Here is a 24,905-nt window from a genome sequence, read left to right on the forward strand (position 1 = left end):
TCGCGCAACGGATACGGGATAACATCAACGCCCTGGAAGGCACAAACGTCCCGGCCGGGAATGTCGATATCACCCTTTACAGGGACGACTGGACCCGGAAAAGCACGCATCCCATTGTTCAGACCACAGAAATCCTGTTTGATCTGGACGACAAACAGATAATCCTGACCGATGACGTACTGTATACCGGCCGGACCACCCGGGCCGCCATGGATGCGATCATCGATTTCGGCCGGCCCAAGAGGATCCGCGTGGCGGCTCTCGTGGACAGGGGCGGGCGAGAACTTCCCATTTTGGCCAATTTCGTGGGAATCCAACGCAAAGCGCGTCCGGGAGAAACGATCAACGTCTACTTGAAAGAGAGGGAAGGCGTGGACCGAGCCGTTGTAGAGAAAACGGACCCTCGATCGAACCCTCGGGTGAAATCTCAAACAACATAAGCACACCATGTACGCCGCGACGGGTCGCTTCTCGATGCTCGGGAATGCGTGATGATACCGGGAAGCCGGTTTGTTGAAAGAGGGCGGCGATTCCGTGGAACGGAGTCCATGCTCTCCAGCGCGTCAACGACTTTGTCCGTCCCGAAACCCGTTCTATTTTGCTGCCCAGGGTAAGCCCAAGCCATTTCTTGGCCAAGTTGGATGAGCCGATCACAAGATCCTTGATTTCGCCGGACGAATCGGCTAAGAGTAGACGTGAAAAAAAGCACGAACGCGTCCGATCGGCGTACGCAACCAAGAAACCGGCCCGTTTTCAGATTCGGCCCACGCAGTATCCGCGAGTAAGCGCCTTGATTTAAGGGCTTCCTCCTCGAGCGCCGTCGTCCGGGGATCGCTCGTGTGGTTCGGGCGTTGACGGCGGCCCTTACCGGACAAACGCCTTTGACGATCAGGCTGATGATTGCAGGACCGATGCCTCTGTCAGGAAAAGGCCGGGGTCCCCTTGCGGCGCGTTGTTCAGATCCCGAGCCGTTGCGTCTCGGGCCTCCGATACCGATCGGGCGAGGGACGAGTGGGAGATCTAATATAGAGGAGAATGTTAGATGACCGAAAGCGATTGGCAACCCAAAATCGTTGCATTTCTCTGCAACTGGTGCAGTTACGGCGCGGCCGATTTGGCCGGAATAGGGCGCCTGCAGTACCCTTCCGATATCAGGGTCATTCGGGTTCCCTGTTCCGGAAGGATGAGTCCCAAGTTTATCTTGACGGCTTTCCGGAAAGGCGCGGACGGGGTTTGGGTCTCCGGGTGACACCCGGGAGATTGCCACTATATTGAAGGCAACTACTACGCACGCAGAAAGTTCGCGCTGCTGAAGAATTTGCTGGAATATATCGGCATCGAGCCCGGGAGGCTTCATTTTTCTTGGATTTCCTCTGCAGAATCCACCAAGTTTCAGAGAGTGGCCAAAGAGGTCAGTGACGCGGTTCAAGCGGTCGGACCGGCGAATAAACTCATCAAGGAACTTGCTGAGGTAGCCTAAATGATTAGATATACAGAGAAAATTCGCCAGGCGGCCAGGCAGTTACTCGAATCCGGAAAAGTCGACGTGTTTATCGGATTTCGGAAAGGCACGGTTCCCATGATGAGCGAGCCCACCTTGATTCGAAACGCGCAAGCCGCGGAGACGCTCCATTGGGACAGCAACTGCGGAATCAACCTGGCTAACTATCTTCCAAAACGAAGCGAGCGCATAGGTATCGTCGCAAAAGGCTGCGATTCCAGAAATATCGTTACCCACATCGTCGAGAATCAGATCAGGCGGGAGCAGCTGATCATTGTGGGGGTTCCGTGTGAGGGGATGGTGGATCGCCGCAAAGTGACCCGAATGGCCGGCGGAGACATCCTCGATGTGGTCGAGGAAGAGAGCCGCATCATTGTGACGGGAAAAGCGGGCCAACAAACCTTCGACAAGAAGGACGTACTTCAGGAGAACTGCGCCATCTGCATTCACCGTAACCCCGTCGTCTACGACGAGTTGGTCGCCGATCTCGTGGAAGAACAAAAGGACGTGGATCGTTACGAGGATATTAGGGCGATCGAGGATAAGACTCCGGAAGAACGTTGGGAGTATTTTCAGAAACTCATCGAACCCTGTATCCGGTGCTACGCGTGTCGCAATGCCTGTCCGCTCTGCTATTGTCCTACGTGTTTTGTGGATGAGTCGAAACCCCAGTGGCTGGGGAAAAGTATCGATCGCACCGATACGATGACCTTTCATTTTCTTCGAGCATACCATTGCGCCGGCAGGTGCACGGACTGTGGCGCGTGCGAGCGTGCGTGCCCTGTGGGCATACGCGTCCGGAAATTCACGAAGAAACTAGAAAAAGATATCAAAGAATTGTACGACTGGGAGGCTGGTCTTGCTTTAGACGAGCGACCGCCGTTAGACCGTTATAGACCGGACGATCCGAACGGATTCATTTTGTAGAATAAGGACTTCCTGATGATATCCAAAGTGCTTTCCAAAGAACGTTTACCGTCGGTCCTCGAAAAGCTGAAGGCATCCTACCGATTGTACGTTCCTGTTGAGAAGGGTGACATCGTCGAATTCAAAATGTTGGAGGGGGACGAAAAGCCTGCTTTCGAATTTCAAAACAGCCGTCTTTCTCCTAAATTTCTTATGGAGCCCCAGTCGGAGAAGATGTTCGAGTTCTCCACGGACCCAAGTGAAGAGAACGCCGGAATCCTGAAAGAAGTCCCCCGGGAGTATCCGCCATGGTTGGTCGTGGGCATAAGGCCGTGTGACGCTAAGGCCATACAACTGGTAAGGAAGAATTTCGACAATCCGGAATACCGGGACCTCTATTGGGTGAAGCGCTTCGAAGCGGCGACCCTGGTCGGTTACGGATGCAACGATCCCTGTGCGGCCTGTTTCTGCACCAGCGTGGAATGCGGTCCGTTTCATGAAGAAGGTCTGGACGCATTGATGGCGGATCTGGGAGAAGCTTATCTTCTGAGAGCGCTGACGGAAAAGGGGGAATCGCTACTTTCAGGTGTGGAGGGAGAACCCGCCGACAAGGCACAGCTTAAGCAGGCGGAAACTCTACGCGAAACGGCCGAGCATAAAATAAAGAGTCGTGTCCCGACGGACAAGTTGGCGAAGCAGGATCTCATGAATCTGTTCGAGGCAAAGTTCTGGGACGACATAGCGTTCTCCTGCATCAACTGCGGGACGTGCACGTTTCTCTGCCCCACGTGTTGGTGCTTCGACATCCAGGACGAAGCGCGCGGCGGCCACGGCATCCGTCTCCGGAATTGGGACGCCTGCATGTTCCCGTTGTTCACGTTGCATGGTTCTGGGCACAACCCGCGTGACGCCAAAACGCAACGCGTGCGCCAGCGTTTCATGCACAAGCTGAAATACTACGTGGACAAGTATGGCAACGGCGTAGCCTGTGTGGGCTGTGGGCGATGTGTTCAGCATTGTCCGGTTAACATCGACATCCGCCGAGTATTCGAAATAATGAACAACTACGTTCCTGCAGCATGCGAAACGGCCTGAGAGGGGGGGACTGTCTTGAAGAATCCGTATCTCCCGTACCCGGTTCGAATCATCGATGTGATCACCGAAACCGAGGATAAAAACCTGAAGACATTCAAGCTGGAATTCATCAATCCTTCGGACGAAGATGAGTTTAAATACCATCCCGGTCAGTTCGCCGAGCTTTCCGTTGCGGGGAAGGGTGAAATTCCTATTGGAATAGCGTCTTCTCCCACGGAAAAAGGGTTTCTGATGTTTACGATTAACAAGGTGGGCCTGGTCACCAGCCACCTCCACAATATGAAACCCGGCGAAATCATGGGGGTCCGTGGTCCTTTGGGGAACTGGTACCCCTGGGAACGGATGGAAGGGAAAAACATCGTCATCGTGGGCGGGGGTTTTGCTTTCACCACGCTTCGTTCCAGCATCGTCTATATGCTGCATCCGGACAACCGCAAAAAGTTCGGTGACATTACGGTCGTATATGGAGCCCGAAGTCCGGGAATGCTGCTTTATCGGGAAGAGCTCGCGGAATGGGAACGACGAGACGACATCAAGATGCATATCACGGTGGACGCTACCAAGGATCCGGATTGGAAATACAATGTCGGTTTCGTGCCCGCCATTACGAAGGAGAAGGCTCCCGGAGCGGAAAACGCCCTGGCGCTGGTGTGTGGACCGCCCATCATGATCCGTTTCACGCAGCCGGTTCTCAGCGAACTCGGATTCACCCCGGAACAGATCATCATGAGTCTCGAAATGCGCATGAAATGCGGAATCGGAATCTGCGGAAGATGCAATATCGGCAAGGAACTCGTATGCAAGGACGGTCCCGTGTTTACCCTAGAACAGCTCAACCGAATGCCTAAAGAATATTAAGGATCGAGAGTTCTTGCGGTACACGGCGCATGGTCTACGCTTAGTTGAGCGCGGGTATGGGTGAAATCAAAAGCACGCTGGATCTCGTCCTCGAAAAAACGCGTCATCTGCGCCTCGGCGACGAGGAGAAACGCGAAATCCTCAGAGAAGACGCCAAGAAAAGGGCCCGCGGATATGCGCTGAAGTACGTCGAGGGGGTCTGGAGGCTCAGCCAATTGCTCAAAACGCTCGGAGAAGAGGACCCGGATCCGGATGTGCTGGAGGAGACAGTCCGAACCGTTGTGGAACAGCTACGGCCCGGCGACATGAATATCCGCCTTTTGGATGACCTGGGCGAATGGCGAGGGGACCGCGCCCAGGACGAGATCGATGGCATTCGCCGGGAACTGGAAGCCTTCGAGCGTCGGGAACGCTCCCTGAGCGACGAGATCCGGGAACGTGTTATAAAAGAGTTGGAGGGGAAAGGTATCTACGGTTCCGCCGTAGTGCCGAAAATCCAACACCATGCCGAATGGATCGAAAAGAACGAGCAAATGATACTCGAATCCAACCGGGTTCTTGAACCCCTCAGGAACGAACTCGTACGTCGCCTGCTGTCCGGCGTTTGAGTTTTTCGCGTTCGGCTGCTGAAATTCCTCCAGGAGCTGAAACGGGCCATCCTTCGTAACGGGCCGCTTATCTCTCCTCCAGATCGAGCAGCGCCTTTCGGAGGCATTCCGTACTGGCTTTCTCGAGCCGCGCGAGTTCCCTTATCTGTGCCGCTGCGGCAGCTTTGCCCGCCTCTTCGAGTTGTTCCGCAAAAAGCTCGTATTCCTCTATGTGATGCTCATTGTGAGAAATCCAATGGGAGATTCGAATCCTGGCCTTTTCCAACGTGTCCATTCGTGTTTTCCTCTATCGAGCGTTATTTGGGTCTTAGTGCATGGCCCCGCGCTGCGGTCGGTTTATATTACCGGAAAATAGATACTCTGAATGAATTCAAAATTATCGCGAACTTCCTTTTCCCCCTGAATGATCTCTCCATGCCCGGGCAGAACGGTTTCCAGGTCGAGCTCCGCCACCTTGACGATGCTTTCTTTCAGCCGGTCGGTTCTCCCGCCTGGAAAGTCCATGCGCCCCACCCCTTGTAGAAAAACCAGATCCCCGGTTATGAGGGTTTTGTATCGGGGCCAGTAAAGGCAAATCGAACCCGGCGAATGACCGGGGGCATGAATCACTTCAAGGTGATGATCGCCTAATTGCAGGGAGCCTTCCCGGAGGAGGAATTTCATCTCGAGCTTGGGCATTCGACCGCCCATGGCCTCGAAAAAAGCTTTCCCGTCACCCATCATGTAAGTTTCCTCCGCCTCATGCATGGTAACCAGGGTGGCGGCCGGAAAGAACCCGGCAGCGGCTTCCAAATGGTCCGGGTGACAATGCGTCAGAACGATCAGGTCGATACTCTCGGGTGAAAATCCGTCTTCTTTCATCTGCAGGGAAAGCGTATTGAAAAGATGGGCGTGGCCGGGGTCCACCAGCGTTCGTGGACGTCCGTCTAGGAGATAGCTGTTGCAGTTGTTTTCCGTCAAACGCCTCCAAGGGTAGGAAAACAATTGTCCAAAAAGCCTCATTTCTTCGTCCCCGTTACAGAATTCGCTTCCATGTCACATGCGGCTTGATGGCTTCCACGAGATCGAGGGAACACAAGGCGGTGGCGGGCGTAATAGAGGTGGCGGTGCCGGCCGCACACGCCAGGACGGTGCATTCCTCGAGGGTACTGCCACGGCTGTGGGCGAGAATGAAAGCTCCCAGCGCCGAATCACCGGCTCCTACGGTGGAGTCCACCTGCACGACCGGAGGTATTGCCTCAATCGCGGTTTCGGCCGTCACGACAATCAGTCCTTTGGGTCCCATGGAAACGATGACGTGGGATATGCCGGAGTCCACCAATCGTCTGGCTTCGATGACCACCTCTTCGGTCGATTTCAGCTCTTTGTTACTGAGCCGCTTCAACTCATGCAGGTTAGGCTTTATGAAATCCGGCTTCATCTCGATTCCGCGACGCAACGCCTTGCCGTCCGCATCCAGCGCAATTTTGGCGCCGCGTTTTCGAAAGGTGACGATAAACTGGCTGTAGATCCCCGGGTCGATCCCCTTGGGGACGCTGCCGGAAATGACGACGTACGTGGGGTCGGGCACGTTCTTAAGCTCTTCATACAACTGTCCCAACTCCAGCATCCGGATCTCGGGTCCCGGACTGCCAATGGAAAATTGGCGTCCGGTATCTTTTTCCTTGATGATCAAATTCACCCGGGTCGAACCGCCGATCCGTGTGAAATTCGTCAAAACGCCTTCATTGACCAACCGACCCTCGAGTTCCAGGCCTTCATACCCTCCGGCAAAGCCCGTCGCAACGCTGTTTCCCCCAAGAGCGCGGATCACGCGGGATACGTTGATGCCCTTGCCCGCAGCGTACCTTTCTTCAGCGATGGGGCGCAACGTATCGTCGGCCTCCAGGTGATCGAGCACGATGGTCCAGTCCAACGCAGGGTTCAGCGTAAGCGTGTAAATCATCTCAAAGCCTTTCAATAGGTCGAGTTTTCCGAACTTCTGCTAATAGTATCGATGGTTCATATTCGATGCATCGGCCACTGTCAATCCTAAAGCACGGACGACCGGCAATCGGACACGGGGCGCCGGAACACCGATGGGCCGCGCCGCTCATGGTCAATTGCTTCGTAAGTACGCCTCTGTAGCTGCGTTCGATTCCACGATCACTTCCGAGCCTTGCCGGATAACAAACTCGGAAAGCCCTACTTCCGTATCCACGGCGCCCCAATCGTAGGTGTAACCCAATCTCGTCCAGGGATACTGCATGGGAAAATAGGAATCGATAATGTTAGTATGAAACCACTCGATGTACCATTCCTCTGCGGATTCGGGTAATTCGAGCTGAACCGTCCGGTCTGTAATCTCGTTGTCCGGCGCGGGGCGGAAAAGGTCTCCGGGTCGAACCCAGAGTTCGACAAAATGCGTATACCCCGCGTCCTTCGGCAGCCCCAAAAGCTGCGCCGCCCGAAGGGTCATGTCCGTATTGCCCCGGTAATTCTCGCTGAACCAGTCCGTTATTTCGGGCGCCATGGTGACCCATGTGTCGCCCCACCAGGTCTGGACCGTTTCACCCACGGGATAGCTGTCCGGATACGGGGTCCATGTCACCGCTAAGACTCTTATTTCGCCGTTTATATCCGACCAATGAAGATAATGGTTTGCCTCCACCACGTCGGTCAAGCCGTCGTACAACTCCCCTTCTTCAGTGGTCATTGCGTCTTTGACGGCTTCCAAGTACTTTTCTTCGAGAACGGTATCATTGGAACTCACGGAGCCGTCGCCGCCCGATGAGCATGCCACAGGGAGAAGGATCAAGGCGAAAAGAAAAAGAACACGACACGTTTTGGTCATCATTGACTCTCTATTTCAAAAGGTGATGCGGAAAAAGTCCTTATCGGAAGGGCGACATGGCATGGGAATCGCGGTGAAGCGTCCAATTATGGGCAACGTCCCGGATCCGAGTAACGCCGGGATCCGTCCCGGCGCGACGGATAACACACGTGAAAACCTCTTCCGGTTGCGCTTCGGCTCGGCCCCAGGCGGCTTCGATGAGGAAAAGCTCGGAGGCTGTTACGCCCGACCAGCCGATCCCCACGGATACTCAGTCACGTATTCCAACGGGGCGTGCTGTTTGGCGGGCGCATAGTATAGAAACAGCCCTTCCATTTCAATCGGGAAGTGATCGTATTCATCGTCGCGTTCCGCCACGATCACGGGTTCTTCACCCAACCTTATGGCATGGCAGGGATTTTCGTTTTGAATGAGCACACTGACCTCCGTCACGATCTGCCATTTTTGCACCTGGCTGAAGTACTCTTCCATACAATTCATCCTTCTTGCAGTGGTTTCGGGTCTTTCATGAGCAAGATTTGTGCCTGCGAAATCCTTCGGATCTTTCTTAATCATGTTCATATGTTATCTCATGTATCGGCTCGTTCGGTCTCTGAATCTGTAACCGGAGTCCAAAAAGCGTCCAGACACTCATGTACACCGTATTTCTTGAAACTCTTGACGCTCCCTGGTATTCCATTTAGTGATCCTGTTTGCGCCCATCGAACGGACTTACCGACTGGAGCATGCTATGGAAACAGTGTTGATAACAGGCGGCTGTGGATTCATTGGCTCGCATCTTGCCGAGCGGATCGTTCAATCCGGATACAGGGTGAAAGTGTTCGATAATCTTTCCACGGGACACACTGAGAATATTGAACACCTTAAGCCGATGCCTGAACTGATCGAGGGCGATGTGAGGGATTTCGGGCAAGTGGAGCGGGTGACGCAGGGGGTGAATCGCGTCTTTCATCTGGCGGCGCTCGTTTCCGTTGCAGAGTCCGTTGAAAGACCCGTTCTCTGTCACGACGTGAATGTAACCGGAGCCCTCAATGTGCTGGAGGCTTGCCGCGTCCACCATGTTAAAAGGATGATACTGGCCAGCTCGGCCGCCGTGTATGGATCCGAGCCCACGCTTCCGAAGTCCGAGGAAATGCTTCCTGCACCCGAATCCCCATATGCGGCGAGCAAACTGACCGGAGAGATGTATGCCAGGCTGTACGCTCGGCTTTATGGGGTCGAGACCGTCAGTTTGCGATTTTTCAATGTTTACGGCCCTAGGCAGGATCCGTCTTCCATGTACTCCGGCGTGATCTCGCGCTTTACCCGTCAGATGCTCACAAATGAGACCTTGACTATTTTCGGCGACGGAAGGCAGACACGGGATTTCGTTTTTGTCAAAGATGTGGTTCAAGCGGCCGTGCTGGCGATGATTTCAACGGAGTTGGGCCGGGGAGAGGTAATGAATATTGCATCCGGCGCCTCCATATCGCTTCTGTCTCTGTTGGAAGCGCTGGAGTCCCTGACCGGCAGAAAGGTCGTTCCCTCGTTTGCCGAAGAACGGATTGGAGATGTGCGATATTCCGAAGCCAGTGTGGCCCGCATGCTCAATTTGTTAGGTTTCCGGGCCGTTCATTCGATCCGTTCAGGCCTCGAATCGTTGCTCTCATACGAAAGCTCGAGAATCAGCGGCGCATGAACTGTGACATTTTCGATTGCAACCTCTGAGCCTCTCGCCCTATACTCGCGATAAATCCAACTGTGCCGGCCGCGCTACGGTGCGACGGATTGGATTATATGGCCTTGGCGTAACTGATTTACCACTAGGAGGAACAAATCATGCGGCATAATTTACTGGCAGCGTCGGCGTTGGCCGTGGCTCTCATGATGGTGCTATCCTGCGCTTCGACTCCCGGCGTTCCGGATTACGAAAAACAATTCAACGCCCGGGTTTTTACGAACGTGGCCCGAGATAAGGTCACAGTGATTTCGGCCAAGCGATTCGGAGAAAACTGCCGAATCGTGATGGATCCGTCCTTTGACTCCAGACCCTTCGAAGTGGTCCTGTCCGGTGAATCGGAGAAGACCGTGGACCTGCTGGCAGATAGAGGGCTTGGGATGATGGTGCCCGTTATGATGCCCGCTTACTTCCAGGACGCTTCTGTCGTTGCCGAAGCGCCCGCCGACGGCGCTTCCTACGCCTTCAAGCTCGAAATCCAAAGTTTGAAGGCCGATGTGGTGGAAGCGGACAAAAGGGTCGTCCAGGTGGAAGTGGTGCTTTCAGCCGAGGTTTCCGACCCCGGGGGAACGCAAGTGGTCAAGACGGAAGGTGTTGGAACGGGGGAGAGGACATACGCCTATCGTCTGTATCCAACAGTTGAACTGGCCTGTGCCCATGCCCTTGGGAATGCGCTCAACGATCTTGGAAGAAAGCTGACCACGGACGCGCCCCAACTGGCGAGTTTACTTCAATAGGGAAGACGGCGCGGGCGGTCCGATTCAGGCCGAGAATTGGGCGATCATCTGGACGAGTTCAGCGAGAGCCTTCGGTGTCTGATGGAAGGATACGCCCGCGAGGAACCGGTCATCCTTGGAAGTCACGTTTCGAATGGCGCCTGTCAGATTGTGGATGTTATCCTGCGATGGACAGTGAATCATGATCACGATGACGCGACCGACTTCGAGACCTCCCGGTTCCTCCGCAGTCAGAAGGCATCCTTGGAGGGATAGATCCAGGATGGTCCCTTTGCCTTCGAATCCTTCACACTTGAAAGTGGCTTCCAGATTGGTTTTGTAGCGCGGCATCGCCCTGAGAGAGCGGTGCTCGGCGTCGGTTGGATACCGGATGATCGTGAAAGGGAAGGGCTTGAAAACGTTCTCGATCACCCAGGATCGGAACCCCCAATAGACCCCGTCTTCAATGTAGCGGAAGATGTACTCCTTTTTCTGGTGGAGGTATATCGGCTTTCCACCGGCCATCGGCAGATCCAGAATCACATATTTATCTTCCCTCCATCCCCGAATTCGAGAAAAACACGTCGCTTTTTCCGCTCCTGCTCCAAGATCAATGGTAACGAGGGTGTCTACTGAGAACATGCGGCCGCCTTAGCTCAGATTGCTTTTTTCCGATTTTCTTAGAACATACCAAAAAAACAGCCGTACATCCAGCCTATTGATAGGCATTCAATTCCGGACGAGCGGTTATACGGTTTCGTTTCCCCTGAGAGGTTCTACTCGATCCCCCGGCGATGCTCCGGAAATCAACTCTTCGAACAGATCCCCCAGCTCGACGGACTGCGACACGGCTTGATTCCAGCGACGAATACGCTCTTGAGGTTCATCCTTAAAGCGTATCCAATCGTCGCGATCCGGAAAGCGGCCATCCGGAAGCGTTTCAACATAACGGGGGCCTGGAGAAACGGTCACAACCTGGTTCAGTCCGGGAAGTCGCCCGTACAACGTCGGTGCTTTTTTGTCCAGCCACGAAGGATAGAGGGGGCCGCCGTGATGGACGATAAGCACGATTTCGTCCGGATTAAGATCCGGTTCGTGTTTCCAGACGTATTCGGCCAGACCGCCGTCACAATAGGCGCCCGCAGGCGCTCCGGAGATTCCACGCACTGGACCTACCCTGAACGGCACCGCCCCTGTGGCCGCCAGGATCAGGCGGAGATGATTCCGGACGAGTGGAAAACGTCGCCATACCCTCGAAGCACGCCCATTTTCTCGGGGTTCGGAGGTGGTCGTAAAAGAAACGTTCTCCCAGAACAAGCGCTCGAACCGCGGGGTCATGAAATGGAAACCCATGGCCAAAGCGAAACCCACGAACGAAAGGGGAGCAAGGTTCGAAGCCAGAAGATGCCGGAGGCGGGCGGTCTGGATGCTCAGATCATATGAAGGGTGGGAGGTTACGTACCCTGCGTCTTCTTCCGAAATGAACGCCCTAACTGCTTTCCTTACGGTCTCGAGCCGGTCCATAGTCGATTCGGCGCTTCCGAAGTGCATGTGGATATAGGCTTGCCTGAAGCGGGCCAATGCCTCAAGAGGGTCTTTGCACGCCAGCGCCGCCATTCTCCACGCCCCGGCCGAGGCGCCGCTCAAAAGCACGCGCGCCGGTCCCTGTTGCAGCGCGGCGGTTCGCGCAATTACCTCGTCGATGGCGGCAAACGAGCACCATCGCGGCCCTGTCGCCGGGCCGGCGAAGACGCGTATGCGTTCGGGTGCGATGCCCTCGTCGCGAATTTGAGTGATTAGGCCGCTGCCGGCACGGATTCGCAATTTAGAGGGAAATTGGTTATTCAAACTCATCATACTTCAAGCTCTCCTCCTCGGCTCGGACGCCTATGAACTCATCCCCATCCATGATGCCTTTCGTGAGATTGATACGCAAGGCAGTTTTCCTTTGACATTTTATAAAGGTAGTCTATATTCATGCCTCAGTCATGAAAAATGAACCTGAAATTATCTTCGGACAATTTGTATCTCGCGTATGGATCTGATCGTTCCTCCTCAACCAGAGCGCATGCATCAGCGAACGCAATTGCGCGTGTCGAGGAAACGGGGCTGCATCATGATCCTGTGTTTTGTCTTGTCCCTTATGTTCGCGTTCACCACATGGTTCGTCTTTGGTACCTTAGCCATCCCCCCCGATCCCGTTCAACAAGGTAACGAAGATCCTCCCGATTCGCCCCATCGATTTACACGAGCACAGGTAACGCAACTGGTCTCCCGCATAGAGAAGCGGCTGGATGAGGAAACCGTTTTCGTGATTGCCGGGCAAAACGCACGACCTCTGTATTTGCAGACGACCATTGACCTGGAAGTTCAGAAAAAAATCAAAAACTTGTTGGAGCAGAGCGGCGCCGAAGCCGGCGCCGTGGTGGTGGTAAACCCACAGAACGGACGCGTTACGGCATTGGCCGATTTCGGGAGAGCCGACGGCATGCCGGTGTGGTCCGCGAGGTTCCCCGCCGCCAGCATCTTTAAAATCATAACTGCGGCGGCGGCCCTGGAAGAAGGAGCTGTGACTCCCGAAAGCAAGATTCCTTTCAGTGGTGGGAAATACACCCTGTATAAGAAGAACCTGAAATTAGAAGCAAACCGTTACAGCCAGTACGTACGTTTTGATGGTGCGTTCGCTCAATCCATCAATTCGATCTTCGGAAAGGTCGGCCTGCATTTGACCGGACCGAAAATCCTGGCCAAATACGCTAGGCTCTTCGGTTTTGAAGAAAAAATCCAGTGCGACGTGCCCATCGAGACCAGTTGCCTTCTGGTCCCTGAATCGGATTTTCAAGTAGCGGAACTGGCATCCGGGTACAACCGAGTCACGCAGATTTCTCCCATCCACGCCGCATCTCTGCCCGTGGCTGTTCTGAACGATGGGATTCAACCCGTGGTCTCCGTTGTGGACAAGATCAGAGACGCCGACGACCACAACTACTACTTGGGTCCGGTCATAGGTTCGGAGCGGATCATTTCCGCGGATTCGGCCAGGCAGTTACGCACACTCATGCAGGCTACGATCGAAAAGGGCACGTGTTCGAGGGCGTTTCGCAACATACGGCGATACACCCAACATGATCTTGCAGAAGTAGGGGGCAAGACCGGCAACATCGGTAACGAAGAACATACATTGAGATACGAATGGTTTGTTGGATACGTGCTGGATAAGAAGGAGAACCGGTCGATGGCTTTGGCCGTCTTGATGATCCACGGCGACAGACTTGGATTTCGGGCGCATAGGATAGGGGCTACCCTGGTGAAAGATTTCCTGTGCTCTGAAGTCCCTTGGGGATCGGCCGGAGGAACACGCGAGCAGGCTTCCGCGCGTCCGTTATAGACCGCCTCAACTCGAATCGGGATTCTCGCAGCAAGGAAGGCGAAAGCCCGGAGCGGGCTAGACCCTGAGATACAACGGCTTCGAGAAATCCGGGGGCAATTTTAGTGCACACTCGGAGACGATCCCCGCCACCTCCAACTCGTCTCTGTGGCTAGTGTCTATTTGTAGTACTCCCGAACCGAACCGTTTCCGCACGATGGAAAGAGCCTCTTCGATCTTCTGTGAGATATGGTGCAACACCGGCGGATTTTCATGGAGGTGCAGCCAGTAGTCCCTCGTTACCAGCGTCGGCGAATATATCCGAAGGTACTTACGAATCCGCCCGTTGCTCGCGATGATGTTTGGTCTGCCCGGTTTTGCCACCAGGAGGCTCCGGCTAACCTGCTGGATGGCCCTCAGGGTAGTGGTGCTTTTTCCGGAACCGTCGATTCCGACCACCGCTAACCGCAACATAACCGGTTACTTCTTCACCAGACTGATGACCTTTCCGCTTTTGGCTCCGTTCTTTTCCGGTTTCGGCTTGGAGGGAACACGGGAAGCATAAGGCTCGACCCTTTGGATGCGCATGGGGACCGACTGCATCGTGAACTCTTCACCTCGTATTTGCTGGTCATCGAGAATCCAGACGATGCTCTGAAATTCCGAATTGTCGAGACTGAGCGGAAGGATTCGCACTTGCCACCATCCGGGTTTTCGATCCGCGACGATCTCCTCGACGCGGGCGAAAAAACCGGGATTGTGTTGCACATGTATCAGAATAAGATCGTTTTCTACAATCGCCCGAGGGTTTTCCATGATGAGGTCTCTCCGGTTTCTTGGACTTCGTCGTTTTTCTGCTCTTGAGTCTAAAACATGAAAACGGTTAATATCAAAATAATTTGCAGAAGACAAAATGCTCTTTGCGAGATACGCTTAATAATTTAAACGAAAAGGACACCATCCAGATCGGGACTTGGAAACCGGATGGAGTCATTCAGCAACCAAGGAGGAATGGACATGAAGAATAAGGTTACCGTTGTCGGAGCCGGCAACGTGGGAGCGACCACGGCCCAGCGTTTGGCGGAGAAGGGGCTGGCTGATGTAGTATTGATCGACATCCTCGAAGGAGTTCCGAATGGGAAGGCATTGGACCTCGAGGAAGCGTCGCCTGTGGAAAAACATGATTGCCGGCTTGTCGGAAGCAACGACTACAAAGACAGCGAGGGATCCGACATTGCCGTGATAACTGCCGGAATTCCGAGAAAACCGGGCATGAGCCGCGACGATTTGATACAGACCAACGCGGGAATTGTAAAGAAGGTGGTCGAGCAGCTCGCCAAGTATTCTCCGAATGCCGTCTTGATCGTTGTGAGCAATCCCCTAGATGCCATGTGCCATGTGGCTTATAATGTGAGTGGATTTCCAAAGGAACACGTTATCGGGATGGCGGGAGTGCTGGACTCGGCCCGATTCCGTCTGTTTATCGCCCGAGAGCTGGATGTGAGCGTGGAGAATACGCATGCGTTCGTGCTGGGTGGTCATGGTGACACGATGGTGCCTCTGCCACGCTACTCGACCGTGGCCGGCATTCCGATTACCGAACTTTTATCCCAAGAACGAATCGATGCCATGGTTCAGCGTACTCGTCAGGGTGGCGCCGAAATCGTCCAGTTACTCAAAACAGGAAGCGCTTATTACGCACCTGCGTCTTCCGCTGTGGAGATGGTGGAGTCCATACTGAAGGACCGGAAGAAGATCCTTCCGTGTGCAGCGTATCTCGAGGGCGAGTATGGAATCGACGGTTTGTTTATCGGAGTGCCGGTGAAGCTCGGTACGGGAGGAATCGAACAGATCATCGAGATTCGGTTGACGGAAAAAGAAGCAGCCGAGTTGAAGCATTCGGCCGACGCTGTCCAGGGTCTCAAGGATCTGCTGAAACAGATGGGGTATTGATTCGTTGGAGCCGTTTTTCAGCCTTGTTGCGCGGTCCGCTCCGAAAGACTCGGGCGGACCGCCGGGTTGATAACTTTAGTTTACATAATACTTCTTATCAGACGTAACGCGGAACCCATAAGAACACCCCAATGCTCTACCAGGAGGTCCTCCTTTCACGTGTCTCTCGAACACATCACCATCGTCCTGCATAAACCGCACTATCCGGAAAACATCGGCGCAGCGGCGCGAGCCGCCATGAACATGGGCATTCATTGTCTGCGCGTCGTGGCGCCCGAAAATTGGGACCTCGGACGGGCCCTCAAACTCTCCACTCACGTCGCCGCCGATCTGATCAAGAATCTGGAGACCTACGATACGCTGTCCGAAGCGCTCCGGCCTTTCACCTACATCGTGGGCACCACCTCCCGCATCGGACGAAAACGTCCCGTTACCTCGACTCCCCGCGCCACGGCCGCCAGATTGGTCGAAATCGCACCCGAAAACCGGATCGCTTTACTTTTCGGACCCGAAGATCGCGGTCTCAGTAACGATGATTTGAAGTTCTGCCATGAAGTGGTCCTCGTGCCCACGGCCGACTTCCACTCGTTGAACGTGGCGCAGGCCGTGCTGATTCTGGCTTACGAATGCTTTCTTGCATTTAACGAGAAATCGCCGAAACCCGAGCCCAAACGAAAGCCCCTGGCCACCGCCGCAGACCTGGAACGCATGTACGCGCGTCTCGAGCATACGCTCGCCCGAATCGACTTCATCGACCCCCGGAATCCGGAATACTGGATGCAAAAACTAAGGCGGAGCCTTGGCCGTTTTCCATTGACGCGTCAGGATGCGGATCTGATACTGGGGCTCTGCAGGCAAATCGATTGGGCCCAGGAAGCTAAACAAAATATAAGCAATAATAATGAACTGTTATGATAATAAATTAGAGTCATTAATCATATAATACGCGAAAGCTGCAATGCCTACGAAATGAACCGATCGCCTCGAATAACATTCTTAGGTACCGGAGGAGCCTGGGGAGTTCCCGAGTTCGGATGCACGTGCAGGATCTGCATGGGTATGCTTGAGAAAAGCGAGCGTAGAATGAGAACTGCCCTCTTTTGGGAAGGCAACGAACGGATCCTGATCGACTGCGGCCCCGATATCCATCAGCAGATGAGGGAATACCGCCTTAGAAGGCCCGACGCCGTTCTGATCACCCACGAGCACAGCGACCACTATATCGGTCTGGACGAGTTGGTATCGTTCCGGCGTTGTCTCCCAAAAGACGACTATCAACCAATCCCGCTATACGCCACGGAGAAAGCGTTCGAAACGATTGAACTCCGCTTCGGATACCTCATGCCGAGCGTGTTCGAAAAGCGCGTCGCGATTCCCGGAGAGCCCTTGAACGGTCTGAACACACTGGTGATCCCGTTCAAAACGTACCACGGTGACGTGGCCGGAGGTTCCGTGGGATACGCCTTGGAAGATTTCGGGTCCAGGCTATGTTATACATCGGATTTCAGCGCCTTGCCGGAGGAGCCGTCCGTATTGTTCCGACCGGACGTGTTGGTCATACAGGCCTACTGGCTGAACGAGCCCGCGTTCAATCGCCCGAACCATATGAGTTTCCAGAACGCCTTGGCCTATATCAGGCGATGGGCGCCGAAAAGCGCCTACCTGACGCACATTGGAGATCAGGACCAGGTACCTGGCGACCCGGCAAACCGATTCCTCAAGAAGACCCCTCCAAAGGAGCCGCTTCGCCACCCGACGTCGGGCCGGATCTATCCGATACCGCTGTGCCAGGAAGAATGGGAGAGGATTGTTTCTGAAATCTGCAGGGACCGCCAAATTCAAACCGAGATTCACGTTGCCTACGATGGACTCACCGTAGAAGTGGCGAAGCCATCGTAAAGCAAAACAGGAGTCAGCCATGCGCATGGATATTCCCGGCGCCGGAAATCTCGTCCTGGACTATCTGGTCCTCGATTTCACGGGTACCTTATCCATCAGTGGGTATCTTATCCCGGGCGTTGCGGAACGGCTCAAAGACCTGTCGAACCAGTTGAAGATCAACGTACTGACCGCGGATACCTTCGGAAAAGTCCGACAGGCCCTGGACGGCTTGCCGGTGAAACTCACCATCATGGACCGGGCGCCTGAAGACAGGTTCAAAGAAGCCTTTGTCGAGAGTTTGGGCGCGGACAGAGTGGCGGCCATGGGAAACGGCAACAACGACCGGCTCATGTTGAAAAAAGCGGCTCTCGGCGTGGCGGTGATCGAAGGTGAAGGGTGTTCCGTACAGACCCTTGTGAACGCGGATCTCGTGGTAAACAGCATTCTGGATGGCCTCGACTTGCTCCGCGAACCGCTGCGCATCAGAGCCGGGCTGCGGTTCTGAAGGCGGGTCGGGTATCCCGGGCTCACCCGGAAGACGACGCATAAACGACTTCAGCGCGTTTTCATCGTGCGCCTGTGGTCGGATGACCGGCCCGGTCTATTCGGAAATGGCTTTTTTCCGGGGAGTATCCCGAATGAAGGTAACGTCGTCGTCTTTCGATGCCCTGCCCTCCTGATCCAAACGGCGTTCGAGTCCCTCGACCTTTTGTTCCAGCCGGTTCAGTCGTTCCGTCAATTGGCTGCGGGACTCGGGCTTGTTTTTCTCTCCGGAGGATCCGGATGCGGCTTCTTCCAGGTTAAGACGGTCCGAGATCTCAGTCATTCTCTGTTCCAGTTGAGACACCGCGACTGAAAGGCGACTGTCCGCGACCATATCCGGAGCCGCCACTGCCCGAATCATGAAGGCAAGGCCAATGACAATGACCATCAACAGCAAGAGCTCGAGGGCGGAAAGCCTGAATTTACGGTCGGGAACATGGTTGCTCTCTTTAGGCACGCTCAGCTTCCTCTAACTTTAATGTTTGCAAACGGTTACAGATGGAAAAAAATGTGCGGCGCCCGTCACGAAATTTTTGGGGTTCGATACGCCTCAGGCATTCCTTCTTCCCATTACCGTCGAAGGAATCAGGTCTCGATATAGGATCGAGCGTATTTGCGCACGTGATGCCCGTCCAGTACGTGAAACGTCCGCATCCGTTTGAGTGTTTGGGGTGAAAACATACCGATGGGCAAGTAGACAATCTTCCGTCCCAATCGTTCCGCCATGGTGCGCAGGCGGGAAACCGGAGGAGCAGCGGCCACGTACACCACGTTTCGTTCCAGGCTGTAGTCCAATGCGGCCATCAGCAGACGTTCCGATTTCGTGCGGCACCATTCGAAGAAGGGGTCCTGCCAGATGTCATATACCCTCATGGGCGGGTACGTCAGCATGAACCCCCCGTGTACGCACTTGGAAATTCCGGGGCCCACCAGCTGTTCCCCGACATGGGTTGCGTAGAAAGCCATGTCGGATTCCTGATCGTGCTCCCCCAGCCAGGTTAGCTTCCACGGGAAGGCCTCCTGCTCGGCATCCGCGTCCTCGTCGAAAATGATGACGACCGAGCCGATTTTGCCCTTCATCGGCAGTTGCTCACTTACGTAAATGGAACCGTCCGAGACCCAATTTCGGATTGTTTCGCGGACGTCTATTCCATCCAGTAAAGAGGCGCAAAACGGCGCCACCCTCTTCTGTTCTTCAGAAAGTACGTATACGGCCCGCTTTTTGACGTAGTCCCCAAATCCCTCGACGGCAATATCTTCGGGAGGATATGAACAGATATGCTTTCCTGTCCATTCGTCCTTCCACTTCTTCGCGTTAAGTCCTCGATCCTGACGACGTCCCGGGACAGGAAGCAGCCGTCTTCTGAATGCACGTATCCGCCTGTGGAAGCGAACCAGCTTCCGATCGACGAAGAGATCCTCGCCGGAAACCCGAATCACCGGAATGGATGGGCTCTCCTCACGGTACGGGTAATCGGCTCCGATTTCCCATAATTCAAAGGCGAAGTTGTCGTTGACGGCGCCTCTTGCCCCTATGATCAACTGGTAAAAGTCCGGGACGAGGCGGCCCTGCACCCAGGCATAGTTGCGCGCGAATTGGAACAATACGCGTTTCTGGTACGCCGTGATCTCTTCCTTGTCGTTCTTGAAATACGCGTCCGACGCGGCATCGACCAGTTCGCGGTAGAGACGCAAGCGGTCGGGGCTCCCTGCAGTCACCAAGCCGCCTTTTTGACGTTCCTCCTCATATCGCCCCGCCAGAAACGGCATTTCGCTTAGGACCTCCCGGCTGGACTGTGGATCGAGGGCTCCCAGGGAAGCCTGCCGGGTTTGAATGCGCTCCAGCGGACGCGCCTGGGCGCGGTCGAGGCCCCGAAGCAAGGCGGCATAGTGGCTCAAACCAAACACACAGGCTACTCGTTTATGCCTCTCTGCGAGATGCTGCAAGTGGAAGCACATGCCTGCTTCCCTGCGCGCATCCGTCATCGAGGATTCGGCCTCCGGCCATCCCCGAAGAACCCTCTCGATGTAGGCGTCGTATCCGACGCGGGCGAGAGCGTAGCTGTCGGGCATGGGTTCGCGCATCCTCGGATATCCTTCAACGTCCACGTCTATGCAATAGATCGGCAGGGAGTGCTCTATACCGAAACGAACCGCTTCAAAAAGCGGATCTTGAGGCTCCGCCAACAGATACACGAACGCCCCGTTCTTCTCCTGGTAGTGAATTACGGAAAGAAGAGGCAAACGAGCCGCTGCGCGCAGGATCGGTTCCCTGATGGTGCCGGGAAATTCCACGGCGATGGCGTCTGGATTCATCGAACACAAACGACGATGGACTTCGGCTCCGAACTCAAGACGACCGTGGAGAACTGGAAGCAGGGTGAGAGCTTCCAATTGGGAGTTCGAGTTCTTCATAGGAGAATCGCCGCTCCATGAAGGTAATCCAGGGCGTCGTCGCCCAGAATCATCCGAACCGCCAGATCGAGAACCTTGAGGATTTCCTTATGCGACGGATTCTTGTGTTCCCCCAACAGCTTCAGCGCATAGCGACCCAGGTTGATCCCGTCCCTCACGGTATAGCGCTCGCCGGCTGCATGAGCCAACTTCAGAAATTCGACTATGTATTCGAGAATCGCCTCGTTGGAGAACGGCAGATTTCGCCGCAAAATGACACGCTCTTCGTCCGGTTCCGGAAAGTCAATAAAGATTTGCGGTTGTATCCGGGAATGGATATATTCGGGCAACTCGAACGTGCTGGCGTCGTCATTCATGGTGGCACAGAAACGAAAATCCGGATGAGCCTGGATTTTTATCGCAGCCACGACGGATTCCACATAGCGACGATTATCCAGGAGGGGCGCAAGCGAGGCCCAGCTCTTTTCACTCATTCGATTGCCTTCGTCCAAAATACAGATGCCTCCCCGAATCATGGCAGTGACCAGGGGGGACGCCATGTAGCGAATGTGACCGAGTTCTCCGATGACCGGAGTGATGATGAGGTCCTCGGGTCTGGTGTCCATGGTGGCCTGGAACATGTAAACGGGGCGTCCAAGCCGCTTCGCCGCGGCATATGCAAGGGTCGTCTTCCCTACTCCGGGTTTGCCTGTGAGGCGGGGATTCAGTGGAAGGTCTTCTTTGTCGAGCACCAGCCACGCCGCCAGTACCTGGTCCAGCAGTTCCGTCTGTCCCACCCAATCGTATTTCAATTCATCGGGGTGGGATAAGAAAAGGTTTACACCGTCAATGGTTATCGTTTCCATAGATCAATCAAACTCACCTGTTTTAGTGTGTGTTTTGGGCTGTTATTGTCTTTCCCTGTTTGACCCGTCCGTTCGAGATTCGGGCGCCCGTTTCCGGAAAGACTCTGAGTCATGATAGAGCAGGAAAAGCGCTTTTTCAACCGTCCGCGGAATGCGAATGCATCCTCTCGCCTTGACACCCGATTCTTTTTGCTGATATCTACACGAAATTTCGTAAAAGAGGTGCCTCATGAATGACAACCGTTCCCGAATCGTATTAACCGATACACTGAAGACCTATACGTTTGATCAGGATAAGATGCTGGATCCGTTGGAAACCGTGCAACGAGTTAGAGCGCGCTTCGACAGGGTAAACCTGGACGTGTTGAAAGAGACCGTGCGCATCGATCGCGGCCGGCTGGATATTCCAGTGTTTATCAGTGTTTGCGGTGGAGCAGCGTTACGCACCATCGGCACCAAAAAGCAAATGGGAAAAGGGGCCACTCCGGCCCAAGCCGAAGCCAGCGCGCTGATGGAGCTGGTGGAACGTTACAGCTTTTTCCATTTTCTAAAAGACCATCCCTTTATCGCAGCCGAATATCGGTCCGTTGCCCACGATGCCATGCCTTTCCATCACATTGCCGAGGCCGTACACCACGATCCGAACGACCTGGAGCGCGCCCTCAAAGCACTGGACGGACTGCCTTTGAAATGGGCCTGGGGACGTAACCTCACCCAGGGCCGGGATATGCTCATACCCATAGACTGGTTTTACGAAATTAACCAGTTTAACGGACCTTCCGCGGGAAACAGCCTTGAAGAAGCCATTCTTCAAGGAACTTGCGAAGTGGTGGAACGACACGTGTCCGCTCTGATATGCCGTGGCAGGCTGGAACTTCCAAGCATTGAACCCGGAAGCGTGAAAAGTGAAGCGGCCCTCGAGTTGATCCGAAAATACAGGGCAAATGGGATTGAGCTGTTTATGAAGGATTTCACCCTCGGAATGGGCATACCGTCCATAGGCGCCCTCGCCTGGGACCCATCTACTTTTCCCAAACGTAGCGAAATCGTTTTCACGGCCGGCACGGCAACCGATCCGGAAAAGGCATTGATTCGGGCGCTTACGGAGATCGCCCAGTTGGCCGGCGATTTTGACACCGACGGCGAATATGTTGCCAGCGGCCTTCCCAAGCCGCGGCGCCTGGACGAAGTACTCTACGTGACGCAAGACCATGGCCCGGCGGTGAGTATCGATCAGCTTCCGAACATTGCCGAGCAAAACATGCGTCACGAGGTGGAACGGTGCGTTCAAACCCTGTCCGGAAAGGGCTTCGAACTGTACGTAGTAAACACCACCCATCCGAATATAGACGTGCCGGCCGTCTATACGATCGTACCCGGCTGTCATTTCCGTGAGCGCTCCAAGGGAACTAGTGTGCCGTTCTTTGCAGCAAAGCTCATCCATCAAAATCTCGATGTGTGGGAAGCGCTGGAGCGTTTGCAGAACCTCAACCGTTTGTACCCGGACAAATACTACCTGCAGTATTACGAAGGCGTTTGCTACGCAGGTATGGGCGATCAGGATTCCGCCATCGCCAAATTCCTGCGAGCGTTGGATCTCGAGCCCGGCCCTGAAGACGCTCCCACGATCCAATGTTACCTGGGCATATGTCACAAAGACATGGGTGACTATTCTCGGGCGATACAAGAATTGGAGAAAGCGACCGTTCTGGATCCGGAATGCAAGGAGGCCCACAATGCCATGGGCTTTTGTTTCTTCAAGCTGAAGGAACATGAAAAAGCCATTGAATGTTTTGAAAACGTACTGCGCATCGACCCGGGTTCCGCCATCGATTATGCCAATATAGCCTCCAACTTGAGAGAACTAGGCCGCATTGACGAGGCCATACGGCTGTATGGAATGGCCTTGGAATTGGATGCCGGCATTGACTTCGCTCGTCACAATCTCGAGCTGCTGACGCAACGGAAAGAGCAAATGGAACCGGGCGCGAATTCCTGAACCCGTCAGGTCGCGCCATCCTCACATTTCGGATCGACTGGGCGCTTGACCGGGTGTTGGGATTTATCTATGGTTGAATGCGTCCAAAATTCTATCTATCCGGGGGTGTCATGAATCGCTCAATCTGGTTCGCCATAGGTACCGTATGCCTGTTCGCTTCGTCCCTGTTCACCGCCTGCGACAGCCGTTCGGTGGACAGTCCGACCGTCGCTTCCGTGGAGCCCTCGGCGGCGCAGGTCAAGTCCGTGATCACCATTAACGGTTCCCACTTTGTCGACTCCTACAGCCAGACGGTCGTTCAGTTCACGGGAGGAAACGCCGTAGTCAAAGACTTCATATCCGTCACCAACTCCGAGATCGTAATTCGCGTTCCCAATGTAGGCCAAACGGGCCCCCTCTCGGTGAAGGTGCAGGATGAAATCAGTAACGGAGTGTCTTTTTCGGTGTTCGGCCCGTGGGCGTATGTTGGCCATGGGAATGCCAATCCGCTACTGACCGTTATCGACAGTCATGTCAATGAGAGCGCCGAGAGCGTGGAAATCCGGGCCGAAATAGGGCTGGAAGGCGCTCCGGAGGCCTTGGCGCCCACGCCGGAAGGCGACAAGACGTATGTCTCCCTGCCGTCCATAAATACCATTGTTGTGCTTGATGCCCCCAACAACACGATTGCCGGCGTACTGCAGGATGGAGTTGGTCCGGCTCCGTCCGCCATGGCGGCCACCAAACAGGACAAACACAAGCTGTTTGTAGCCAACCGCGGCGACCGTTCCGTTACGGTCGTCGATACGCTTACCAACACGGTCATCGCCACGCTGACCGTCTCCGGAGATCCGGATGACGGGCGAACGGATTGGGGTACGGCCTCCGTAGCGCTGGATCCTTCTTTCCAGACTTGCTACGTGATTTTTAAGGATGAAGGCATCTTGAGGGCCTACTGGGTGGATTCTCTCCAGGTGCGATCTGAAAACGAGTTCGGTCCTCAGCCGATAAGGCTGCTCGTGCTTCCGAACAACAGCAAGGTCTACAGTCTGAATCAGGCCAGTATCGAGGAAGGAAACGAGACCAGCGGATCACTCACTACATTGCTGATCAGCGAGCAACGCAGATTTACGGACGTCACCGTGGGATCGAATCCAACAGACATGGTTGCCGCGGCCAGTGTTCAGGTGATTGTTGCCAACCGGAGCAGCAACTCCGTCTCCGTCGTGAACGCAGACGGGGACGTGGTCGTAAGAACGTTTGCCGATGGGGAAGTGGGCGTCGAGCCGGCCGGCGTCACGTTGTCGGGCGATAACCAGTTCATTTACGTAGCCAGCGCAGGCAACGGGTCCGTGTACGTCATCAATCGCGAACAGCTGACCGTCAACAAAGAGATACCGGTCTCTTCCGGCATAACGGATATCCAATATCGCGACACTGGCGAAGGGGAAAGGCTGTTCGTGCTGAACCCGGTTGAAAACACGGTGACCGCCATTACTGTCGAAGATGACAAGGACGAAGTCATCTCCTCCGCCACGATCGCGGAAGGAGCCCTCTTCATGTTGGTGGAGGAACTCACCACTTACCCGCCGTCTGAATAGACCTGTCCGGACGGCGAAAGTCCCTGCCTATCCCGCACGGACTCTTTTCGGACTCACCTACCCGCTTTCGAGTTCGTTGAGAGCGCCG

28 protein-coding genes are annotated in these 24,905 nt (G+C 54.7%); 16 read left to right on the top strand and 12 right to left on the bottom strand.

The genetic code is table 11. The annotated features are described in order from the left end of the window. From pyrR to HY788_01350, 7 genes are all read left to right on the top strand, one after another. Positions 1 to 440, top strand: a 440-nt coding sequence (gene pyrR, locus HY788_01320; protein ID MBI4772815.1) for a bifunctional pyr operon transcriptional regulator/uracil phosphoribosyltransferase PyrR, incomplete at its 5' end; no start/stop codon positions are given. Between the two features lie 602 nt (positions 441 to 1,042). Continuing rightward, the gene (locus tag HY788_01325; protein MBI4772816.1) at positions 1,043 to 1,249 is read left to right on the top strand and encodes a hydrogenase iron-sulfur subunit; all 207 of its coding nucleotides are present in this window, start codon (positions 1,043 to 1,045) and stop codon (positions 1,247 to 1,249) included. Between the two features lie 21 nt (positions 1,250 to 1,270). After that, a complete protein-coding gene (locus HY788_01330) occupies positions 1,271 to 1,480 on the top strand; it encodes a hydrogenase iron-sulfur subunit (GenBank protein ID MBI4772817.1) in 210 nt (69 codons plus the stop codon). Then, positions 1,481 to 2,428, top strand: a complete 948-nt coding sequence (locus tag HY788_01335; protein ID MBI4772818.1) for a 4Fe-4S dicluster domain-containing protein — start codon at positions 1,481 to 1,483, stop codon at positions 2,426 to 2,428. A gap of 15 nt (positions 2,429 to 2,443) precedes the next feature. Beyond that, positions 2,444 to 3,502 carry a 4Fe-4S dicluster domain-containing protein gene (locus tag HY788_01340; protein ID MBI4772819.1) on the top strand — a complete coding sequence of 353 codons (1,059 nt, stop codon included), beginning with the start codon at positions 2,444 to 2,446 and terminating at the stop codon, positions 3,500 to 3,502. A gap of 15 nt (positions 3,503 to 3,517) precedes the next feature. Continuing rightward, positions 3,518 to 4,360, top strand: a complete 843-nt coding sequence (locus HY788_01345) for an FAD/NAD(P)-binding protein (GenBank protein ID MBI4772820.1) — start codon at positions 3,518 to 3,520, stop codon at positions 4,358 to 4,360. 56 nt (positions 4,361 to 4,416) lie between these two features. Beyond that, positions 4,417 to 4,968, top strand: a complete 552-nt coding sequence (locus HY788_01350; protein ID MBI4772821.1) for a hypothetical protein — start codon at positions 4,417 to 4,419, stop codon at positions 4,966 to 4,968. 67 nt (positions 4,969 to 5,035) lie between these two features. Here the strand turns inward: HY788_01350 and HY788_01355 are convergent, their stop codons facing one another. The 5 genes from HY788_01355 to HY788_01375 all read right to left on the bottom strand — a co-directional run bounded on the left by HY788_01355 (position 5,036) and on the right by HY788_01375 (position 8,362). Further along, positions 5,036 to 5,242, bottom strand: coding sequence for a hypothetical protein (locus tag HY788_01355; protein ID MBI4772822.1), 207 nt, complete (start codon positions 5,240 to 5,242; stop codon positions 5,036 to 5,038). Between the two features lie 62 nt (positions 5,243 to 5,304). Continuing rightward, positions 5,305 to 5,970: an MBL fold metallo-hydrolase gene (locus tag HY788_01360; protein MBI4772823.1), complete on the bottom strand. Its 666-nt coding sequence runs from the start codon at positions 5,968 to 5,970 to the stop codon at positions 5,305 to 5,307. Positions 5,971 to 5,983: 13 nt separating this feature from the next. Next, positions 5,984 to 6,913, bottom strand: coding sequence for a 1-phosphofructokinase (gene pfkB / locus HY788_01365; protein ID MBI4772824.1), 930 nt, complete (start codon positions 6,911 to 6,913; stop codon positions 5,984 to 5,986). A 153-nt stretch (positions 6,914 to 7,066) separates the two neighbouring features. Next, a complete protein-coding gene (locus tag HY788_01370; GenBank protein MBI4772825.1) occupies positions 7,067 to 7,720 on the bottom strand; it encodes a hypothetical protein in 654 nt (217 codons plus the stop codon). A 300-nt stretch (positions 7,721 to 8,020) separates the two neighbouring features. Next, complete coding sequence (locus HY788_01375) at positions 8,021 to 8,362, bottom strand: hypothetical protein (protein ID MBI4772826.1); 342 nt, start codon at positions 8,360 to 8,362, stop codon at positions 8,021 to 8,023. Positions 8,363 to 8,531: 169 nt separating this feature from the next. On the opposite strand from HY788_01375, the gene HY788_01380 reads away from it, so the two are divergent. Together HY788_01380 and HY788_01385 are read left to right on the top strand one after the other, a co-directional pair. Continuing rightward, complete coding sequence (locus HY788_01380; GenBank protein ID MBI4772827.1) at positions 8,532 to 9,479, top strand: SDR family NAD(P)-dependent oxidoreductase; 948 nt, start codon at positions 8,532 to 8,534, stop codon at positions 9,477 to 9,479. A 140-nt stretch (positions 9,480 to 9,619) separates the two neighbouring features. Beyond that, on the top strand, positions 9,620 to 10,255 hold the full coding sequence (locus HY788_01385) for a hypothetical protein (GenBank protein MBI4772828.1): 636 nt from the start codon (positions 9,620 to 9,622) through the stop codon (positions 10,253 to 10,255). A 24-nt stretch (positions 10,256 to 10,279) separates the two neighbouring features. On the opposite strand, the gene HY788_01390 is transcribed toward HY788_01385, so the two are convergent. Together HY788_01390 and HY788_01395 are read right to left on the bottom strand one after the other, a co-directional pair. Then, the gene (locus HY788_01390; GenBank protein ID MBI4772829.1) at positions 10,280 to 10,876 is read right to left on the bottom strand and encodes a flagellar brake protein; all 597 of its coding nucleotides are present in this window, start codon (positions 10,874 to 10,876) and stop codon (positions 10,280 to 10,282) included. A 105-nt stretch (positions 10,877 to 10,981) separates the two neighbouring features. Beyond that, on the bottom strand, positions 10,982 to 12,091 hold the full coding sequence (locus tag HY788_01395; GenBank protein MBI4772830.1) for a hypothetical protein: 1,110 nt from the start codon (positions 12,089 to 12,091) through the stop codon (positions 10,982 to 10,984). 259 nt (positions 12,092 to 12,350) lie between these two features. Here HY788_01395 and HY788_01400 point away from each other — a divergent pair, with 259 nt between their 5' ends. Then, positions 12,351 to 13,622 carry a hypothetical protein gene (locus HY788_01400; GenBank protein MBI4772831.1) on the top strand — a complete coding sequence of 424 codons (1,272 nt, stop codon included), beginning with the start codon at positions 12,351 to 12,353 and terminating at the stop codon, positions 13,620 to 13,622. Positions 13,623 to 13,679: 57 nt separating this feature from the next. Here the strand turns inward: HY788_01400 and HY788_01405 are convergent, their stop codons facing one another. Together HY788_01405 and HY788_01410 are read right to left on the bottom strand one after the other, a co-directional pair. Continuing rightward, the gene (locus HY788_01405; GenBank protein MBI4772832.1) at positions 13,680 to 14,075 is read right to left on the bottom strand and encodes a hypothetical protein; all 396 of its coding nucleotides are present in this window, start codon (positions 14,073 to 14,075) and stop codon (positions 13,680 to 13,682) included. A 6-nt stretch (positions 14,076 to 14,081) separates the two neighbouring features. Continuing rightward, complete coding sequence (locus tag HY788_01410) at positions 14,082 to 14,417, bottom strand: hypothetical protein (GenBank protein MBI4772833.1); 336 nt, start codon at positions 14,415 to 14,417, stop codon at positions 14,082 to 14,084. 201 nt (positions 14,418 to 14,618) lie between these two features. Here HY788_01410 and mdh point away from each other — a divergent pair, with 201 nt between their 5' ends. The 4 genes from mdh to HY788_01430 all read left to right on the top strand — a co-directional run bounded on the left by mdh (position 14,619) and on the right by HY788_01430 (position 17,940). After that, positions 14,619 to 15,554, top strand: a complete 936-nt coding sequence (gene mdh / locus HY788_01415; protein MBI4772834.1) for a malate dehydrogenase — start codon at positions 14,619 to 14,621, stop codon at positions 15,552 to 15,554. A gap of 159 nt (positions 15,555 to 15,713) precedes the next feature. Then, positions 15,714 to 16,469 carry an RNA methyltransferase gene (locus HY788_01420; GenBank protein ID MBI4772835.1) on the top strand — a complete coding sequence of 252 codons (756 nt, stop codon included), beginning with the start codon at positions 15,714 to 15,716 and terminating at the stop codon, positions 16,467 to 16,469. Between the two features lie 168 nt (positions 16,470 to 16,637). Further along, a complete protein-coding gene (locus HY788_01425; protein MBI4772836.1) occupies positions 16,638 to 17,453 on the top strand; it encodes an MBL fold metallo-hydrolase in 816 nt (271 codons plus the stop codon). 19 nt (positions 17,454 to 17,472) lie between these two features. Then, positions 17,473 to 17,940: an ATPase P gene (locus HY788_01430; protein MBI4772837.1), complete on the top strand. Its 468-nt coding sequence runs from the start codon at positions 17,473 to 17,475 to the stop codon at positions 17,938 to 17,940. A gap of 96 nt (positions 17,941 to 18,036) precedes the next feature. On the opposite strand, the gene HY788_01435 is transcribed toward HY788_01430, so the two are convergent. The 3 genes from HY788_01435 to HY788_01445 all read right to left on the bottom strand — a co-directional run bounded on the left by HY788_01435 (position 18,037) and on the right by HY788_01445 (position 21,238). Next, positions 18,037 to 18,435 (bottom strand): hypothetical protein, encoded by a 399-nt coding sequence (locus HY788_01435; protein ID MBI4772838.1) that lies wholly within the window; start codon positions 18,433 to 18,435, stop codon positions 18,037 to 18,039. Positions 18,436 to 18,563: 128 nt separating this feature from the next. Continuing rightward, complete coding sequence (locus HY788_01440; protein MBI4772839.1) at positions 18,564 to 20,393, bottom strand: hypothetical protein; 1,830 nt, start codon at positions 20,391 to 20,393, stop codon at positions 18,564 to 18,566. Then, positions 20,390 to 21,238, bottom strand: coding sequence for a MoxR family ATPase (locus HY788_01445; protein ID MBI4772840.1), 849 nt, complete (start codon positions 21,236 to 21,238; stop codon positions 20,390 to 20,392). Before HY788_01445 ends, HY788_01440 begins: the two co-directional genes overlap by 4 nt. Before the next feature lie 229 nt (positions 21,239 to 21,467). Here HY788_01445 and HY788_01450 point away from each other — a divergent pair, with 229 nt between their 5' ends. Together HY788_01450 and HY788_01455 are read left to right on the top strand one after the other, a co-directional pair. Then, positions 21,468 to 23,237, top strand: coding sequence for a YcaO-like family protein (locus tag HY788_01450; protein ID MBI4772841.1), 1,770 nt, complete (start codon positions 21,468 to 21,470; stop codon positions 23,235 to 23,237). A 110-nt stretch (positions 23,238 to 23,347) separates the two neighbouring features. Then, positions 23,348 to 24,817 carry an IPT/TIG domain-containing protein gene (locus tag HY788_01455; GenBank protein ID MBI4772842.1) on the top strand — a complete coding sequence of 490 codons (1,470 nt, stop codon included), beginning with the start codon at positions 23,348 to 23,350 and terminating at the stop codon, positions 24,815 to 24,817. Positions 24,818 to 24,905: the final 88 nt, after the last annotated feature.

Source organism: Deltaproteobacteria bacterium (assembly GCA_016208165.1).
GTDB lineage: Bacteria > Desulfobacterota > Desulfarculia > JACQYL01 > JACQYL01 > JACQYL01.

Excerpts from the sequence above, each read along its gene's own strand:
- HY788_01375 (MBI4772826.1), bottom strand. The coding sequence starts at position 8,362 with ATGAACATGATTAAGAAAGATCCGAAGGATTTCGCAGGCACAAATCTT.
- mdh (MBI4772834.1), top strand. The coding sequence starts at position 14,619 with ATGAAGAATAAGGTTACCGTTGTCGGAGCCGGCAACGTGGGAGCGACC.
- HY788_01410 (MBI4772833.1), bottom strand. The coding sequence starts at position 14,417 with ATGGAAAACCCTCGGGCGATTGTAGAAAACGATCTTATTCTGATACAT.
- HY788_01335 (MBI4772818.1), top strand. The coding sequence starts at position 1,481 with ATGATTAGATATACAGAGAAAATTCGCCAGGCGGCCAGGCAGTTACTC.
- HY788_01360 (MBI4772823.1), bottom strand. The coding sequence starts at position 5,970 with ATGAGGCTTTTTGGACAATTGTTTTCCTACCCTTGGAGGCGTTTGACG.
- HY788_01400 (MBI4772831.1), top strand. The coding sequence starts at position 12,351 with ATGATCCTGTGTTTTGTCTTGTCCCTTATGTTCGCGTTCACCACATGG.
- HY788_01405 (MBI4772832.1), bottom strand. The coding sequence starts at position 14,075 with ATGTTGCGGTTAGCGGTGGTCGGAATCGACGGTTCCGGAAAAAGCACC.
- HY788_01390 (MBI4772829.1), bottom strand. The coding sequence starts at position 10,876 with ATGTTCTCAGTAGACACCCTCGTTACCATTGATCTTGGAGCAGGAGCG.
- HY788_01445 (MBI4772840.1), bottom strand. The coding sequence starts at position 21,238 with ATGGAAACGATAACCATTGACGGTGTAAACCTTTTCTTATCCCACCCC.
- HY788_01395 (MBI4772830.1), bottom strand. The coding sequence starts at position 12,091 with ATGATGAGTTTGAATAACCAATTTCCCTCTAAATTGCGAATCCGTGCC.
- HY788_01325 (MBI4772816.1), top strand. The coding sequence starts at position 1,043 with ATGACCGAAAGCGATTGGCAACCCAAAATCGTTGCATTTCTCTGCAAC.
- HY788_01380 (MBI4772827.1), top strand. The coding sequence starts at position 8,532 with ATGGAAACAGTGTTGATAACAGGCGGCTGTGGATTCATTGGCTCGCAT.
- HY788_01450 (MBI4772841.1), top strand. The coding sequence starts at position 21,468 with ATGAATGACAACCGTTCCCGAATCGTATTAACCGATACACTGAAGACC.
- HY788_01440 (MBI4772839.1), bottom strand. The coding sequence starts at position 20,393 with ATGAAGAACTCGAACTCCCAATTGGAAGCTCTCACCCTGCTTCCAGTT.
- HY788_01350 (MBI4772821.1), top strand. The coding sequence starts at position 4,417 with ATGGGTGAAATCAAAAGCACGCTGGATCTCGTCCTCGAAAAAACGCGT.
- HY788_01385 (MBI4772828.1), top strand. The coding sequence starts at position 9,620 with ATGCGGCATAATTTACTGGCAGCGTCGGCGTTGGCCGTGGCTCTCATG.
- HY788_01430 (MBI4772837.1), top strand. The coding sequence starts at position 17,473 with ATGCGCATGGATATTCCCGGCGCCGGAAATCTCGTCCTGGACTATCTG.
- HY788_01355 (MBI4772822.1), bottom strand. The coding sequence starts at position 5,242 with ATGGACACGTTGGAAAAGGCCAGGATTCGAATCTCCCATTGGATTTCT.
- HY788_01340 (MBI4772819.1), top strand. The coding sequence starts at position 2,444 with ATGATATCCAAAGTGCTTTCCAAAGAACGTTTACCGTCGGTCCTCGAA.
- HY788_01425 (MBI4772836.1), top strand. The coding sequence starts at position 16,638 with ATGAGAACTGCCCTCTTTTGGGAAGGCAACGAACGGATCCTGATCGAC.
- HY788_01455 (MBI4772842.1), top strand. The coding sequence starts at position 23,348 with ATGAATCGCTCAATCTGGTTCGCCATAGGTACCGTATGCCTGTTCGCT.
- pfkB (MBI4772824.1), bottom strand. The coding sequence starts at position 6,913 with ATGATTTACACGCTTACGCTGAACCCTGCGTTGGACTGGACCATCGTG.